This window comes from Herbiconiux sp. L3-i23 (assembly GCF_023734115.1).
In the GTDB taxonomy this organism is placed as follows: Bacteria; Actinomycetota; Actinomycetes; order Actinomycetales; family Microbacteriaceae; genus Naasia.
This window is the reverse complement of the sequence record NZ_AP025737.1, coordinates 1,709,024-1,724,143: the sequence shown is the minus strand read 5'-3', so window position 1 is coordinate 1,724,143 and position 15,120 is coordinate 1,709,024. Positions and strand designations below refer to the sequence as shown.

Genomic DNA, 15,120 nt, shown 5'->3' with positions numbered 1-15,120 from the left:
AAGGAGCGATCCATGGCGGCCGACATCGCACTCACCGAATGGGAACTGGCCGAGATCGAGCGGGCGAACCAGTCGGGTCTTCGACCCGTCATGTTCGTGCACGGTCTCTGGCTGCTGGCGAGCAGCTGGCAGCCCTGGCGCGACCTGTTCGAGGCGGCCGGATACACGACGATCGCGCCGGGCTGGCCCGACGACCCTGACAGCGTCGCCGCTGCCAAAGCCGACCCCGATGTCTTCGCGCACAAGATGGTCGGCCAGGTGACCGACCACTACCTTGAGGCGATCGAAGCGTTGACCATCGGCCCCGCGATCGTCGGCCACTCGTTCGGCGGGCTGATCGCCCAACGGCTGGCCGGGCAGGGCGTATCGGTCGCGACGGTCGCCATCGACCCCGCCCCCTTCCAGGGCGTGCTCCCGCTCCCGGTGTCGGCGCTGAAGTCGGCGGCGCCGATCCTCGGCAACCCGGCGAACATCGGGCGTGCGGTAGCCCTCACCTACGACCAGTACAAGTTCGGGTGGGCGAACAACCTCGACGACATCGAGGCGCGGCGGCTGTACGACACCTACCACGTGCCGGCGTCCGGGGTGCCGCTGTTCCAGGCCGCGACCGCGAATCTCAACCCGTTCGCAGAGACCAAGGTCGACTCGAAGAACCCCGACCGCGGGCCGCTGCTGATCCTCGCCGGAACCGCTGACAACACCGTGCCGCTCGCGATGGCCGAGGCCGCATACAAGCTGCAGGCACGTAACAGCGGGGTGACCGAGCTGGTCGAGGTGCCGGATCGCGGCCACTCGCTCATCATCGATGCGGGATGGCGCGAGGTCGCCGACACCGCTCTCGACTTCGTCACGACCTACGCGGCGACGCCCGTTCGCTGACGGTTGCCGCGAAGTCGCCCCGAGCGCTCAGCCCGCGGCGTGCAGGCTGTACACGTGCTCGACGGCCCCGCTGTCGAACGTCGTGCTCCGCAGCAGCTGAAGCGGGCCGAGCGTCGCGCCGACCGGCAGCAGCGCAGTGCCGCGACCGAGCACGACGGGCATGAGGGTGAGGTGCAACTCGTCGAGGAGTCCGGCGTCGGCCACCTGGGCGGCGACGTCACCGCCGCCGACGATCCACACGTTGCGCTCACCGGCGGCGTCACGCGCCGCCCCGACCACCTCGACGATGTCGGCCTCGGCGAAGCGCAGATCGGCTCCCTCGAACGGCTCGAGGACGCGTGAGGTCAGCACCCAGGTCGGGGTGTCGGCGTACGGCCAGTCGCCGCCTTCGCGCCGGATGAACGCGTAGGTGGACGAGCCCATGACGAGGGCGCCGACGTCGGAGATGAACCGGTCGTAGTGGGCCTGGAACTCCTCCATGCCGAACTGCATGAGCCAGGCGAGATCGTCGCCCGGTGCCGCGATGAACCCGTCGACGGAGGCCGCCACGTAATACTGAACCGCCATGCCGGCGACTCTAGACGTAGTCGCCGACACGGCGGTCGGTATTGCGAGAGACGCAGGTGTCAGTTCACGCGACGGATCAGTTCACCCCACGGATCGGCGGCGTGTGGAAGGTCGATCCGAAGACACGCTCGGAGGCGCCCGCCCGGTCGAGGTAGGGGGTGAGGCCGCCCATGTGGAACGGGTAGCCCGCGCCGAGGATGAGGCACAGGTCGATGTCCTCGGCGGCGGCGACGACCTGGTCGTCGAGCATCCGCTTCACCTCGTCGGCGAGTCCGTCCTCGATCCGGATGCGCAGCTGCTCCGCGGTCTGAGGCGAGCCCTTGCCGTCGAACTGCTTCGACACGATCGACTGCGCCTTCTTGTCGACGCCCTTGATCGTGCCCTTGCCGTCGCGCTCGTAGATGCGACCGAGGTCGGCGAGCTCGTGCAGGCTGTCGGACCGGAAGAACCGCTCGGGGAACGCCGAGTGGTGCGTGTCGAGCACGTGCGCGCCGACCTTGAGGCCGACCAGCTCGAGCAGCACGAACGGGGTCATCGGAAGACCGAACGGGCGGACGGCCTCGTCGACCGTCTCGAACGCGGTTCCGGTGTCGACGGCGTGCATCGCCTCGCCGAGCACCTTGGCGAGGATGCGGTTGACCACGAAGCCGGGGGTGTCGCGGGTGATCACCGCGTTCTTCTTCAGCTTCGCCGCGGTCGCCATCGCCGTCGCGAGGGTCTCGTCGTTCGTCGACGGAGTCTTCACGACCTCGATCAACGGCATGACCGCCACCGGGTTGAAGAAGTGGAAGCCGACCACCCGCTCGGGGTGGGCGAGCTTCGACCCGATCTGCTCGACCGACAGCGACGACGTGTTGGTCGCGAGGATCGCCTCGGGGGAGACGATCTTCTCGATCTCGCCGAACACGTCCTGCTTGACCGAAAGCTCCTCGAAGACGGCCTCGATGACCCAGTCGCAGTCCGCGAAGAGGCTCTTGTCCGTGGTGCCCGTCAGCAGAGCGTTCAGGCGGTTGGCCTCGTCGGGCGAGATGCGCTTCTTCGTGAGCAGCGTCGCGATCTCGCCGCGGATGTAGTCGAGGCCCTTGTCGACGCGCGCCTGGTCGATGTCGGTGATCACGACCGGCACCTGGAGGCGACGCAGGAAGAGCAGGGCGAACTGGCTCGCCATGAGACCCGCGCCGAGCACGCCGACCTTGGTTACCGGCCGGGCGAGCGTCTTGTCGGGGGCGCCCGCGGGACGCTTGGCGCGCTTCTGCACCAGGTTGAACGCGTAGATGCTCGCCTGGAACTGGTCGCCGGCGATCAACTCGGAGAGGGTGTCGTCCTCGGCCGCGAAACCCTGCGCCTTCGTCGACGACTTCGCCGCCTTCAGCAGCTCGAGCGCGGCGTAGGGCGCCTTCGGCACGGTACCGATCTTCTGCTCGAGGCTCTTGCGGGCGATGCCGATGGCGATGTCCCACTTTGCGAGCTTCTCGAGCTTGCCGGGCTCGTTCGGACGCTTCACCTTCACAGCACCGGTCAGCACGCCGTCCGCCCAGCGGATGGAGTCCTCGAGGAACGTCGCCGAGGGGAAGAGCGCGTCGGCGATGCCGAGCTCGAGAACGTCGGCGGCCTTCAGCATCCGGTTCTGCTTGAGCGGGTTCTCGATCACCACCTTGAGGGCGTTCTCGATGCCGATGAGGTTCGGCAGCAGATACGCGCCGCCCCAGCCGGGGACGATGCCGAGGAACACCTCGGGCAGTGCGAACGCGGGGCAGGAGGCGTCGATGGTGCGGTAGTCGGCGTTGAGGCCGATCTCGACACCGCCGCCGAGCGCGAGCCCGTTCGTGAAGACGAACGACGGCACGCCGAGCGTCGCCTGCTTGCCGAGCACGTGGTGTCCGAGCTGGGCGAGCTTCTTCGCGATGGCCTGCGAGGGGATCTCGCTGACCTTGCTGAGGTCGGCGCCCGCGGCGAGGATGAACGGCTTGCCCGTCGTCGCGACGGCGTGGATCTCGCCTCGCGCCGCGCGGTCGCGCAGGGTGTCGTAGACGCCCCCGAGCTCGATGAGCGTCGCGGGTCCGAGCGTGTTCGGTCGCGTGTGATCGCGCCCGTTGTCGAGAGTCACCAGCGCGAGCACCTTGCCGCTCGACAGCGGCACGTCGCGGGCGAACGCGTGGGTGACGACCTCGTCCTCGGAGAAGGCGAGCAGATCGGAGAAGTCGATTCCGGCGTAATCCGTGCCCTGCTTGTCGCTCACTTGGTGCCCTTCGTCTCGTCCTTGCGGCGCTTGGCGAGCTCTTTGGCTTCCTTGCCGAGCGCTCCGCTGTCCCACTTCTTGCCGTTCCAGTTGGGGTTCTCCCAGATGACACTGCCGCCCTGGCCGAGGCCGATGCACATGGCGGTGAGGCCGTAGCGCACCTCGGGGTGCTCCTCGAACTGGCGGGCGAGCTGGATCATCAGACGCACGCCCGACGCGGCGAGCGGGTGTCCGATCGCGATTGCGCCGCCCCAGCGGTTGACGCGGGGATCCTCGTCGTCGATGCCGAAGTGGTCGAGCAGCGACAGCACCTGCACGGCGAACGCCTCGTTGAGCTCGAACAGGCCGATGTCGTCGATCGACATGCCGGCCTTCTGCAACGCCTTCTCGGTGGACGGGACGGGCCCGATGCCCATGATCTCGGGCTCGACTCCCGCGAACGCGAACGAGACGAGCTTCATCTTCGGGGTGAGCCCGAGCTCCTTCGCCGCCTTCGCGCTCGCCATGAGCGACACGGTCGCCCCGTCGGTGAGCGGCGACGAGTTGCCCGCCGACACGCGGCCGTGCGGGCGGAACGGGGTCTTCAGCGTGGCGAGACCCTCCATGGTCGTCTCGGGACGCATGCCCTGGTCCTCGGTCACGAGGCCCCAGCCGGTGGAGCTGCCGGCGGCGACCGGCACGAGGTCGGGCTGGATCAGCCCCGCCTCGTAGGCGGCGGCGAGCTTGTGCTGACTCCGCATCGCGAACCGGTCGGAGCGCTCCTTGGTGAGGTGCGGGAACCGGTCGTGGATGCGCTCGGCCGTCTTGCCCATGTTGAGCGCGTCCTCGCTGACGAGCTTCTCGGCGACGAACCGGGGGTTGGGGTCGGCGTCGAAGCCCATCGGGTGCTTGCCCATGTGCTCGACGCCGCCGGCGATGGCGAGGTCGTACGCGCCGAACGCGATCGCGCCGGCGGTGGTCGTGACCGATGTCATCGCCCCCGCGCACATGCGGTCGATCGCGTATCCGGGCACCGACCGGGGGAGCCCGGCGAGCAGCGCCGCGGTGCGTCCGAGGGTGAGGCCCTGGTCACCCGTCTGCGTGGTCGCCGCGATCGCGACGTCGTCGATGCGCTCCTTCGGCACCGTGGGGTTGCGCTCGAGCAGACCGATCATCGCCTTCACGATGAGGTCGTCGCTCCGGGTGTTCCAGTAGACACCCTTCTCTCCTGCTCGCCCGAAGGGGGTGCGCACCCCGTCGATGAAAACGACTTCGTTGCCCTCGGCCACCGTCTGCCTCCTCGCGTTACGTGAACCGCCCCGATGCTATGCGGGCGCTCCTGACCGGCGGGAATCCTTTGATTCTTCCTACGAACCGGTTTCCTCGACCACCGCGGGCTCTTGGCGAGCTGCCACAAAAGCTTTCACGATGCTTTGTACGGTCGCGCTGATCTGCCACGGCCGTGCCCCCAGGGCGCCGAGCGCGGCGGCGACGGAGTCGTCGGTCACCTCGACCGGTGGCTGCCACGCGACGCGGCGGAGCGTGTCGGGGGTGAGCAGGTTCTCGACGGGCATGTCGAGGCGCTCGGCGACCTCGATGGTGGCGGCGCGGGCCGCCTTCAGTCGCCGATCCGCTTCGGGATTCCGGTCGGCCCAGGCGCGAGGAGGCGGCATCGAGTCGCCGGGCACCCGCGCGATCGGGAGGTCTTCCGTGGTGAGTCCGCGTTCGAGGGCCGCCCACCACCGGTCGAGTTCGCTGCGGCTCGCACGCCCCGAGAATTCGCGCAGTGCGGCGAGGTCGCGCTTGGTGCGCGGCAGCGCTCGCGCCACGGAGACGAGCGAGGAGTCGGGCACCAGGCGTCCCGGGGAGACGTCGAGGGTGCGAGCGAGATCGTCACGGGCGAGCCACAGCTCGCGGGCGACGGCGAGACCGCGGACGCCCTTGACGGTGTGCACACCCGAGAGCTTGCGCCACGGGTCGGTGCGGGCGACGGGGAGTTCGCGGGCGAGGACCGCGTCGAACTCCTCGCGGGCGATCGCCACCTTGTCGGCCTGCTCCAGCAGCGCGCCCACTTCGCGGCGCAGTTCGGGCAGGAGCTGCACGTCGAGCGCGGCGTAGTCGAGCCATGATGCAGGCAGGGGCCTCGTCGACCAGTCGGCGGCCGAGTGCTCCTTGGCGAGGTGCAGGCCGAGCAGCTGCTCGACCACGGCGGCGAGCCCGACGCGGGGCAGTCCGAGCAGCCGGGCGGCGAGCTCGGTGTCGAAGATCACGGCGGGGTCGAGGCCGACCTCGCGCAGGCAGGCGAGGTCCTGGCTGGCGGCGTGCAGGATCCATTCCTCGTCGCCGATCGCGTCCTGCAGTTCGGTGAACGAGCCGATGGCGGGCGGGTCGAAGAGGAAGGTGCCGGCGCCTTCGCGGTAGATCTGGATCAGGTACGCGCGCTGGGAGTACCGGAAGCCGCTCGCACGCTCCGCATCGACTCCGACCGGGCCCGAGCCCGCGGCGATCGAGCGCACCGCATCGAGGTAGGCCGACCGGTCGGCGACGAGCACCACGGGACGCGCGATCTGCGCGGTGGGCAGGGGAGCGGTCACCGCCGCGTCCGGCGTCGCCTCCGTCTTCGAGCCGACGGCAGCTGAACCGACAGGGTTTGAACCAACGGGGTCTGAACGGACGGGATCTGAACCGACGGGGTTCTTTGGGGCGTCAGGCACGCCCGGCTCGTCGCGTGGATAGCAAGGTCACTCCTTCTGCCACGGGGGGTAGACCCGCGAGCATGCCGACGAGCTCGATCCACGCCTCGACGTGAGCACTGATGTCTGTTTCGAGGGGAGTCCAGGAAGCCCGCAGTTCGATCTTGGCACCATCGCCCTGCTCCGCCAACTCGCCGAAACCGGTGGAGATGATCTTGGTGGCGGTGCCGGAGGCCGCCGTGTAGTCGGCGACGCGATCGTCGAGGGCGTCGGTCAGCCACGACCAGGCGACGTCGGCGAGGAACGGGTCGATGCCGATCTCGGTCTCGAGCGGCGCCTGCGCGAAGCACACGACGCGGAACCGACCGCCCCAGGCGTCGTGGGCGCTGGGGTCGTAGAGCAGGACGAAGCGCCCAGCGCCCAGGTCGTACTCGGAGCCGTGCGACGCGGCGTCGATCTCGGCGGCGAGGGCGACGGACCACGGTGCGAGGCCCTCGGGTGCGGGAATGCTGCGCACCACCAGATCGTCGCGCGTGTTCGCGCGGCCGATGGACTCGAGCGCGAACTCGAACTCCCTCGGTGTCTCGTCGTGCGGGTCGCCGTTCATGCGACGAGACTAGATCAGGAATGCGCCGATGGCCCCGATGGTGGTACGGTGCGTCGCCCAGGACGGATGAGGCCGGGACATCGCGTCCGCCCCCTCTTTGATAGCGTGGAATCGGCGACCCGTCCGGCGATCCGACGCGGTCTCGCGTTCGTCGAAGGGCTGGTAGCGGTGTCGGGCAAGTCGCGGTCTTCGCTCGGGGTGCTGGTTGCGTTGAGCGGCCTCGCGACGGCGGGCGCACTGTTCGCGGGCGCGGTGACGACGTCCGTCGCCCGCACGGTGGTGAAGCCCCCGCGTAAACGCGTCGAGGACACCCGCGTGCTCGGATACGACGAGTCCGCAGGCACCGTGATCTTCAGCGCGAGCGAAGACGCCCTGCTGCCGGGCGACTACAGCTTCTGGTTCGACGGCGGGACCGGGCACGCGCGAGTGGGGTCGATCGTCGCGCGCACCGCGGCGACGGTGACCCGCCGGGTGCTCGGCGTCGACTTCGGCGACCTCTCCGAGGCGCGGCAGGGACGTTTCAACGGCTGGGTCTACCTGAGTCCGCGCGAGATCGGTGTGCCGTTCGAGAACGTGCGCGTGCAGACGACCCTGGGACCGGCTCCCGCGTGGCTCGTGCCGGCCGCGGTCGACGACGGATCCGATCCGAGTGCACGCTGGGTCATCCAGGTGCACGGCCGTGCGACGGTGCGGCAGGAGGCCCTGCGCGCGATCCCCGTATTCCGTGACGCCGGGTTCAATTCGCTCCTCATCTCGTACCGCAACGACGGCGAGGCGCCGCCGAGCGAGGACGGACGCTACTCCCTCGGCGACATCGAGTGGCTCGACGTCGAGGCCGCGATGCTCTTCGCGCTCGACCACGGCGCGAAGGAGATCGTGCTGATGGGGTGGTCGATGGGCGGCGCGACCGTGCTGCAGGCGGCGACCCGGTCGCGGGTCTCGTCGGTGGTGACCGGGGTGGTGCTCGAGTCGCCGGTGGTGAACTGGGTCGACACCCTGCTCTACCAGGGCGAGGCGATGTCGCTGCCCGGTCCGGTGAAGTCCGGAGTGCTCGCCATGATCAGCTCCCGGTGGGGCAGGCCGTTCACCGGTCAGCGTCGACCCATCGATCTGCGCCGCCTCGACTTCGTGCGCCGGGCAGGCGAGCTCGCCGTCCCGATCCTCGTGCTGCACAGCGACGACGACGGCTTCGTCCCGGCGAACGGGTCGCGAGAGCTCGCCGCCGCACGCCCCGACATCGTGACGTTCGTGCCGTTCGAGACGGCGCGCCACACCAAGCTCTGGAACTTCGACCGCGACCGGTGGAACGGCGTCATCGCCGACTGGTTGAAAGTCCGCCACTGAGTCGCGCCGCCCGCTGACCGCGAGTCGGCTGGGTGGCTCGAGAGACGGGGCGGATCAGTACTCGAGCCGCCAGCGTGCGTAGAGGGTGCTGTCGGGGTCGACGAGCAGCTGTGTGAGCACCGCCTGCGGAGGATTCCCGAGGCGCGCGAACAGCGGAACACCGGGGGAACGCAGCTTCGGCGCGGTGGTGAGGCAGAGCTCGTCGACGAGTCGGTCGTCGATGAACGCCGCCGCGAGGGTCGGGCCGCCCTCGCAGACGATCGAGGTGAGGCCGTGCTCGCCGAGGACCGAGACGATCTCGCGGGCGTCGAGCGCCGATCCCTCGAGTACCTCGATCTCGTGCGGCACGTCGGCGAGTTGCTCGCGGACCCGATCGCGGGCGGAAGGAGGGCAGAGGATGATGGGCACGCTTCCGCGCTCGTGCAGCCGGTGGCCGGCGAGGTCGCCCGACGAGGTGACGATCGCCAGACGGCTCTCGGAGGGGCCGAGATAGCCCTCGCGGCGGACGGTCCGCGCTCCGACGACGACCACGTCGGCCGCTCGTCTGATGGTGCCGAGGATGCGCCGGTCGACGCGATTGCTGAGCGTCTCGGACGTGCCGTCCTCGCCGACGGCCGACCCGTTGAGGCTGCCGATCATGTTGATGCGCACCCACGAGCGCGACTCCGGTGCATAGGCGTCCGCGAGGAACGCGGCGCCGTGCTCGCCGTCGAGCGCCACGGGGCCGGCCGTCTCCGGGAAGATCCGGGTGAGGCTCATGCGGCGCTCCTCGCCGCGATCTGGCGCTTCGCCCGCGCGAGCATGCCGCTCATCCCGCGCACCCGCAGTGGGGAGACGAGGTCGTTGAGGCCGAGCATCTGCGGGAAGTCGGCGGGCACCGCGAGCAGCTCCTCCGCCGAGAGCCCCTCGACGCCCTGCACGAGGATCGAGGCGAATCCGCGGGTGGTCGGCGCTTCGCGGGGCGCGGTCGCGAACATGTGCACACCGTCGTCGCCGAGTTCCAGGGTGATGAACACGGGCGCCTGGCACTCCTCGACCCGCTCGCTGAGTCCGGGGTGGTCGCGGAGACGCTCGGGGAGTTCCGGGAGTTCGTTCGCGAATTTGAGCAGCAGCTGCAGACGGTCGTTGCCGTCGAGCGCGAGGAACTCGTCCCGGATGTCGGCGAGCTGGGCGGGCAGAGCGGAAGTCACCTCCCGATTATCCCGCCCGCGGCCGAGGGCCTGCCTGGCGCTGGTCGAATACGTGCTCGCCGAGGAGGCCCGCTGGGGCCGTCGCGACGCGCGGGGCTTCGGGATGCGGTCGCGTTGAGGTTCCTTCCAGTGTCGGTGGTTGCTGGTTAGGTCGATGCATGTACGAAGAGCAGTCGCAGGCCGAAGCGCCGATGTCGGCTGCGCGGCTGCTGGTCGAGCGCATCGCCGAACGGCAGGCACTGTCGCGGGTGTACCAGGCGGAGCAACTGGAATACATCGACGCGCTGCGCCTGCAGTTCGGTCGGGAGTTCGGGGCCGACTGGTACGACCCTGACTCGCTCGAGTGGCGTGAGCTCCGGGCGGAAGTCGCCGCGGTGCTGCAGGTGCACGAGCGCACCGCGCAGTCGATGCTCGATCTCGCCCGCTCCCTTGTGCAGGTCTTCCCGACCACGCTGAGTCGGATGCGGCGCGCGGAGTTCTCCGACCGGCACGCCCGGGTTCTCGTCGAACACTCTCACGGCCTCGCCGCTGAGCTGGTCGGCGAGTATGAGGCGCGTCTGCTCGAGTTCGTCGATCTGCCGGTGTCACGGTTCGATCGGATGGCGCGCAAGATCCGCGCCGATCTGCAACCCCAAGACCTGATCGAGAAGCACCGGGAAGCGTTGGCCGAGCGCCGGACTGCGGTCGAACCGGCCGGTGATGGCATGGCCTGGTACCGGGCGTACATGTCTGCCGAGTACGTCATCGGTGCCGCCGCATCAGTGACCGGACTGGCGAAGGGGCTGATGGTCGAGGGTGAGACCCGCACCTTGCAGCAAATCGAGGCGGATGTCTTCCGTGATCTGCTGATCGACGCCGGCGGCGTCACCGCCCCTGTGGTCGAGGGTGAGCCGGTGCAGGCCACCCCTGCGGCGCGTCGGGGCATCAACCCGCACGTCGCCACGACGATCCCGGTACTGACCGCGCTGGGCCGGTCGGACGAGCCGGGCCAGCTCGAGGGCTACGGGCCGATCGACGCCGAAACCGCCCGCCGAATCGCCGGCGAGGCGCCCGGGTGGATCCGGATCCTCACCGATCCGGAGGATGGGGCGATCACTTCGTTCGGGCGGACCACCTATAAGGTCCCGAAGCAGTTGCGGCGGTACCTGCAGGCGCGGGATGAGGTGTGCCGGTTCGTGGGCTGCACCCGATTGATCGAGCATTGCGATGTCGATCACACGAAACCGTGGGCGGAGGACGGCGAAACGGTCGCCGCGAACCTCGCGCATCTGTGCAAGGGCCACCACATGGTCAAGGGCCGCAAACGGTGGCGGGTGAGCGCCTCACCGGGCGGCACCCTGACCTGGACCTCGCCGACGGGGCGCATGTACACGACGAAACCGGCCCGCACCTTCGCCCCACCCGGCCGCACTATCCCGGGCGCACCACCACTGGTGATGAAAGCCTGGCTCCCCGACGACGCCCCGTTCTGAACCCCGGTCGTCGAGTAGCGACGAAGGAGCGTATCGAGACGGGTCGAGTAAGCGCAGCGCACCGAGACCCTGCCGCTGTGCTCTCGATACGCTCGTTCCTCGCTACTCGAGCCTGGGCCCACCGCGCACGCTTGCGCGGGGGACTCGATACGGGCTTCGCCCTACTCGACGACCGGATGGTACTCGTGCCGCCGTATCGCTGCGCTCAACGAGCGGGGCTCACCGCGGTCGTCGAGTAGCGACGAAGGAGCGTATCGAGTCCCTGGCGCAAGCGTGCGCCATGGGCCCAGGGTCGAGTAAGCGAAGCGCACCGAGACCACAGCACGTGCGCTCTCGAGACGGTCGTTCCTCGCTACGCGAGCCTGGGCCCCCGCGCACGCTTGCGCGGGGGACTCGATACGGCGCTGGCGCGCCTGCTCGACGACCGGAATGCCACTCAGCGGCCGGGGACGGCGCCGGGGTCGCTGCCGCGGACGATGGGTACGCGCACCGCGCTGCCCCACTCGGTCCACGAGCCGTCGTAGTTGCGGACCTCGTCGAAACCGAGCAGGTGCGTGAGCACGAACCAGGTGTGGCTCGACCGCTCTCCGATGCGGCAGTAGGCGATCACGCTGTCGCCTTCCTGAAGGTCCGCACCTTCCTGATAGATCGCCTCCAGCTCCGAGCGGGACCGGAAGGTGCCGTCCTCGGCTGCGGCCTTCGCCCACGGAACGTTCTGCGCGCTCGGGATGTGACCTCCACGCAACGCGCCCTCTTCGGGATAGGCGGGAGCGGTGGTGCGCTCCCCGGAGAACTCCTCGGGGCTGCGCACGTCGATGAGTGGGTTGCCGAGATGCAGGAGTACGTCGTCCTTGAACGCGCGCACGGTGAGGTCGTCGCGCTCCACCACCGGATAGTCGCTGCGCGAGACGTCGGGGCGATCGGTGGTCAGCTCGCGACCCTCGTCGACCCACTTCGCGCGACCGCCGTCGAGCAGGCGCAGATCGTCGTGACCGAACAGGGTGAACACCCAGAGGGCGTACGCGGCCCACCAGTTGCTCTTGTCGCCGTAGAACACGACGGTGCTGTCGCGGGAGATCCCCTTCGAGCGCAGCAGCTTCGCGAAGCCCTCGCCGTCGACGTAATCGCGGGTGACGGGATCGTTCAGTTCGGTGTGCCAGTCGATCTTGACGGCGCCGGGGATGTGTCCGGTCTCGTAGAGCAGCACGTCCTCATCGGACTCGACGACGACGAGGCCCGGATCGTTCCGATGCTCGGCGAGCCATTCGGTGCTGACGAGACGCTCGGGGTGCGCATACTCCTGAAACTTCTGCGACGAGTCCGTCTCAACTGCCATCTGCCTCGGCCACCTTCCGTCAGGGGGGCCGCTGTCGGTGCACGGCCCTCGTCTAGGCTGATCGCGCACCGCCTCCCGACGGGTCGGCGATGCGCCCTCAGCGAGGTTACGCCGCTCGTTCGTCTTCCGCTGAGGACCTCGTAACACTTCCGACTCCTTCCGTCGTCTGGATGCGCCTGTGACCTCCGCCCCTGTCTCACTCACCGAGCGTGCCCCGCGACTGACCGGTGAGGAGATCGCCGGGTACCTCGTGCCGCCGCGGCAGTTCGACCGGGCGAGCCTCGACAACTACGAGCCCGACCCCGATTACCCGTCGCAAACGGAAGCGCTCGAGAAGATGCGAACCTTCGCCGCGGGGTGGTCGGCGGCGCCGAGCGGCGGCGGCTGGTTCAAGCGCGCGAAGCGAGCGTCGGTCGGCAAGCCGGGCATCTACCTCGACGGCGGATTCGGCGTCGGCAAGACCCACCTGCTGGCGGCCCTCTGGCACCTCGCGCCGGCACGGAAGTACTTCGGCACCTTCATCGAGTACACGGCGCTCGTCGGCGCGATGGGGTACCGCGGCGCCGTCGACCTGCTCTCGGGAGCGAGCCTCGTCGCCATCGACGAGTTCGAGCTCGACGACCCGGGCGACACGATGGTGATGACCCGCCTGCTCGGCGAACTCGTCGCCACCGGGACACGAGTCGCTGCGACCTCGAACACCCCGCCGAATGCGTTGGGGGAGGGTCGGTTCGCGGCCGCCGACTTCCTGAGGGAGATCCACTCGCTCTCGGCCCACTTCGAGACGGTGCGCATCGACGGCCTCGACTACCGGCGCCGCGACATCGAGGGCCACGCTGCGGTCACCGACGCCGCGGAACTCGACGAACGGCTCGCCGCCGAGGCCGACGGCGGTGTCAGCACCGTCGACGACTTCGGGGCGGTCATCGCCCACCTGGCGAAGGTGCACCCCGCCAGCTACGTGCGTCTCGTCGACGACCTGCAGGCCGTCGGACTCCGCGACGTCTCGCCGTTCGCGAGTCAGACCGATGCTTTGCGTTTCGTCGCCCTCGTCGACCGGCTCTACGACGGCGGAGTGCGGATCGTCGCGAGCGGAGCGCCGCTCGACTCGGTGTTCGGCGAGGACATGCTCGCGGGCGGCTACCGCAAGAAGTACCTCCGCGCGATCTCGCGACTCATTGCCTTGAGCTCGCACTGAACTCGGGCTGAGGCCCGCTTGAGCGACCTCCGAGGCACGAAACACGATGTTTACCGGACGCCGCACTGTGTAACACCCTCGAAATCTGTCTCATCTCGATACGAAACCTCCACGGACCACTATTGGGCCGAACCCGCAAGCGCGCACCCCTCGTCGACAGCCGACGTGAGCCGCCGGGTCGAATCCCTTTGCACGTTTGTTAAGAGAGGTATCCAATGGATCAGGGCAATACCGCCTTCTTGCTGATCGCGGCGGCATTCGTGCTGCTGATGACCCCCGGCCTCGCGTTCTTCTACGGCGGCCTCGTGAAGGCCAAGAGCGTCGTCAGCATGATGATGCTGAGCTTCGGCGCGATGGGCCTCATCGGCGTGCTGTGGGTCATCTACGGTTACGCGATCGCCTTCCCCGGCTCGGAGGGAACCCTCTTCCCGTGGAAAATCGACACCGCGGCGATCGGGCTCACCAGCCTCCTCGAGACGCCGGAAGACGCGATGTATCCGCCGATCGCGTTCGCCGCCTTCCAGGCGACCTTCGCCATCATCACGGTCGCGCTCGTCTCGGGCGCCATCGCCGACCGCGCCAAGTTCGGCGCGTGGATGGTCTTCGCCGGTGTCTGGGCGACGCTCGTCTACTTCCCGGTCGCGAGCTGGGTCTTCAACTTCGGGCTCGCCGATGACGGCTCCTTCTCCTATGGAGGGTGGACGACCTACGGACTGCAGGAGGTCTTCGGACTCGGCGTGATCGACTTCGCCGGTGGCACCGCGGTGCACATCAACGCCGGTGCGGCCGCTCTCGCCCTCGCCCTGGTGCTCGGCAAGCGCGTCGGCTTCCAGAAGGGAGCGCACGTGCCTCACAACCCGCCGTTCGTCCTGCTGGGCGCCGGTCTGCTCTGGTTCGGCTGGTTCGGCTTCAACGCGGGCTCTGAGCTCGCCGCCGACGGCACCGCCGCGGTCGCATTCCTCAACACCATCGCCGCCCCCGCCGCCGCTCTGCTCGGCTGGCTTGTCGTCGAGAAGCTCCGCAACGGCAAGGCCACCTCGGTCGGTGCCGCGTCGGGTGCCGTCGCCGGCCTGGTCGCGATCACCCCGGCCTGCGCCTCGGTGACCCCGATGTTCGCGATCCTGCTGGGCGTCATCGCCGGCGCCGTCTGCGCCGTCGCGGTCGACCTGAAGTTCGCACTCGGCTTCGACGACTCGCTCGACGTCGTGGGCATCCACCTCGTCGGCGGTCTCATCGGAACCCTGTTCCTCGGCTTCTTCGCCAACAACACCGGCCTCTTCACCGGCGGCGACGGAACCCAGCTGCTGGTTCAGGCCATCGCCGCGATCGCCGTGCTCGTCTACTCCTTCGCTCTGGCCTGGATCATCGGCTTCGTGATCGAGAAGACGATGGGCTTCCGCGTCAAGAACGAGGACGAGATCGCGGGCATCGACACCGTCGTGCACGGCGAAGAGGCCTACCTCTTCGACCAGCCGGCGCGCGTCTGACCGCTCCGCACATCACGCGACGGGCGTCGTCTCTTCTCGAGGCGGCGCCCGTCGCCATGCACCGGCCGCGTGCCGACGACGAGCGGGTGCTGCCCGGTCGTAGGCTCTGAGAGGCCACGAAGGGCTGAC

13 protein-coding genes are annotated in these 15,120 nt (G+C 69.0%); 5 read left to right on the top strand and 8 right to left on the bottom strand.

What is annotated here, in order from left to right; translation table 11 throughout:
- The first annotated feature begins 12 nt into the window (after positions 1 to 12).
- Positions 13 to 879 carry a carboxylesterase gene (locus NGH83_RS08120; RefSeq protein ID WP_251855757.1) on the top strand — a complete coding sequence of 289 codons (867 nt, stop codon included), beginning with the start codon at positions 13 to 15 and terminating at the stop codon, positions 877 to 879.
- Positions 880 to 906: 27 nt separating this feature from the next.
- On the opposite strand, the gene NGH83_RS08115 is transcribed toward NGH83_RS08120, so the two are convergent.
- The 5 genes from NGH83_RS08115 to NGH83_RS08095 form a co-directional block, all read right to left on the bottom strand.
- Entirely contained in the window at positions 907 to 1,446 is a 540-nt protein-coding gene (locus tag NGH83_RS08115) for a dihydrofolate reductase family protein (protein WP_251855756.1), read from the bottom strand.
- 76 nt (positions 1,447 to 1,522) lie between these two features.
- The gene (locus NGH83_RS08110) at positions 1,523 to 3,685 is read right to left on the bottom strand and encodes a 3-hydroxyacyl-CoA dehydrogenase NAD-binding domain-containing protein (RefSeq protein ID WP_251855755.1); all 2,163 of its coding nucleotides are present in this window, start codon (positions 3,683 to 3,685) and stop codon (positions 1,523 to 1,525) included.
- Positions 3,682 to 4,953, bottom strand: coding sequence for a thiolase family protein (locus tag NGH83_RS08105; protein ID WP_251855754.1), 1,272 nt, complete (start codon positions 4,951 to 4,953; stop codon positions 3,682 to 3,684). Before NGH83_RS08105 ends, NGH83_RS08110 begins: the two co-directional genes overlap by 4 nt.
- A gap of 78 nt (positions 4,954 to 5,031) precedes the next feature.
- Positions 5,032 to 6,258, bottom strand: coding sequence for an HRDC domain-containing protein (locus NGH83_RS08100; RefSeq protein ID WP_371872635.1), 1,227 nt, complete (start codon positions 6,256 to 6,258; stop codon positions 5,032 to 5,034).
- A 112-nt stretch (positions 6,259 to 6,370) separates the two neighbouring features.
- Positions 6,371 to 6,964 carry a DUF3000 domain-containing protein gene (locus NGH83_RS08095; RefSeq protein WP_251855753.1) on the bottom strand — a complete coding sequence of 198 codons (594 nt, stop codon included), beginning with the start codon at positions 6,962 to 6,964 and terminating at the stop codon, positions 6,371 to 6,373.
- Between the two features lie 105 nt (positions 6,965 to 7,069).
- On the opposite strand from NGH83_RS08095, the gene NGH83_RS08090 reads away from it, so the two are divergent.
- A complete protein-coding gene (locus NGH83_RS08090; protein WP_251855752.1) occupies positions 7,070 to 8,308 on the top strand; it encodes a S9 family peptidase in 1,239 nt (412 codons plus the stop codon).
- A gap of 54 nt (positions 8,309 to 8,362) precedes the next feature.
- On the opposite strand, the gene NGH83_RS08085 is transcribed toward NGH83_RS08090, so the two are convergent.
- Both NGH83_RS08085 and NGH83_RS08080 read right to left on the bottom strand, forming a co-directional pair.
- The gene (locus NGH83_RS08085; RefSeq protein WP_251855751.1) at positions 8,363 to 9,067 is read right to left on the bottom strand and encodes a dihydrofolate reductase family protein; all 705 of its coding nucleotides are present in this window, start codon (positions 9,065 to 9,067) and stop codon (positions 8,363 to 8,365) included.
- Positions 9,064 to 9,498, bottom strand: coding sequence for a SufE family protein (locus NGH83_RS08080; RefSeq protein ID WP_251855750.1), 435 nt, complete (start codon positions 9,496 to 9,498; stop codon positions 9,064 to 9,066). The genes NGH83_RS08085 and NGH83_RS08080 overlap by 4 nt, the downstream gene beginning before the upstream one ends.
- A gap of 158 nt (positions 9,499 to 9,656) precedes the next feature.
- Between NGH83_RS08080 and NGH83_RS08075 the strand changes: the two genes are divergently transcribed.
- Positions 9,657 to 10,970, top strand: a complete 1,314-nt coding sequence (locus NGH83_RS08075; RefSeq protein WP_251855749.1) for an HNH endonuclease signature motif containing protein — start codon at positions 9,657 to 9,659, stop codon at positions 10,968 to 10,970.
- 436 nt (positions 10,971 to 11,406) lie between these two features.
- On the opposite strand, the gene NGH83_RS08070 is transcribed toward NGH83_RS08075, so the two are convergent.
- Complete coding sequence (locus tag NGH83_RS08070; RefSeq protein WP_251855748.1) at positions 11,407 to 12,306, bottom strand: sulfurtransferase; 900 nt, start codon at positions 12,304 to 12,306, stop codon at positions 11,407 to 11,409.
- Between the two features lie 178 nt (positions 12,307 to 12,484).
- Here NGH83_RS08070 and zapE point away from each other — a divergent pair, with 178 nt between their 5' ends.
- Positions 12,485 to 13,504 carry a cell division protein ZapE gene (gene zapE, locus NGH83_RS08065; RefSeq protein ID WP_251855747.1) on the top strand — a complete coding sequence of 340 codons (1,020 nt, stop codon included), beginning with the start codon at positions 12,485 to 12,487 and terminating at the stop codon, positions 13,502 to 13,504.
- Positions 13,505 to 13,719: 215 nt separating this feature from the next.
- Positions 13,720 to 14,991: an ammonium transporter gene (locus NGH83_RS08060; RefSeq protein ID WP_251855746.1), complete on the top strand. Its 1,272-nt coding sequence runs from the start codon at positions 13,720 to 13,722 to the stop codon at positions 14,989 to 14,991.
- The last annotated feature ends 129 nt before the right edge of the window (positions 14,992 to 15,120 follow it).

Excerpts from the sequence above, each read along its gene's own strand:
- NGH83_RS08120 (WP_251855757.1), top strand. The coding sequence starts at position 13 with ATGGCGGCCGACATCGCACTCACCGAATGGGAACTGGCCGAGATCGAG.
- NGH83_RS08115 (WP_251855756.1), bottom strand. The coding sequence starts at position 1,446 with ATGGCGGTTCAGTATTACGTGGCGGCCTCCGTCGACGGGTTCATCGCG.
- NGH83_RS08095 (WP_251855753.1), bottom strand. The coding sequence starts at position 6,964 with ATGAACGGCGACCCGCACGACGAGACACCGAGGGAGTTCGAGTTCGCG.
- NGH83_RS08085 (WP_251855751.1), bottom strand. The coding sequence starts at position 9,067 with ATGAGCCTCACCCGGATCTTCCCGGAGACGGCCGGCCCCGTGGCGCTC.
- NGH83_RS08075 (WP_251855749.1), top strand. The coding sequence starts at position 9,657 with ATGTACGAAGAGCAGTCGCAGGCCGAAGCGCCGATGTCGGCTGCGCGG.
- NGH83_RS08070 (WP_251855748.1), bottom strand. The coding sequence starts at position 12,306 with ATGGCAGTTGAGACGGACTCGTCGCAGAAGTTTCAGGAGTATGCGCAC.
- NGH83_RS08060 (WP_251855746.1), top strand. The coding sequence starts at position 13,720 with ATGGATCAGGGCAATACCGCCTTCTTGCTGATCGCGGCGGCATTCGTG.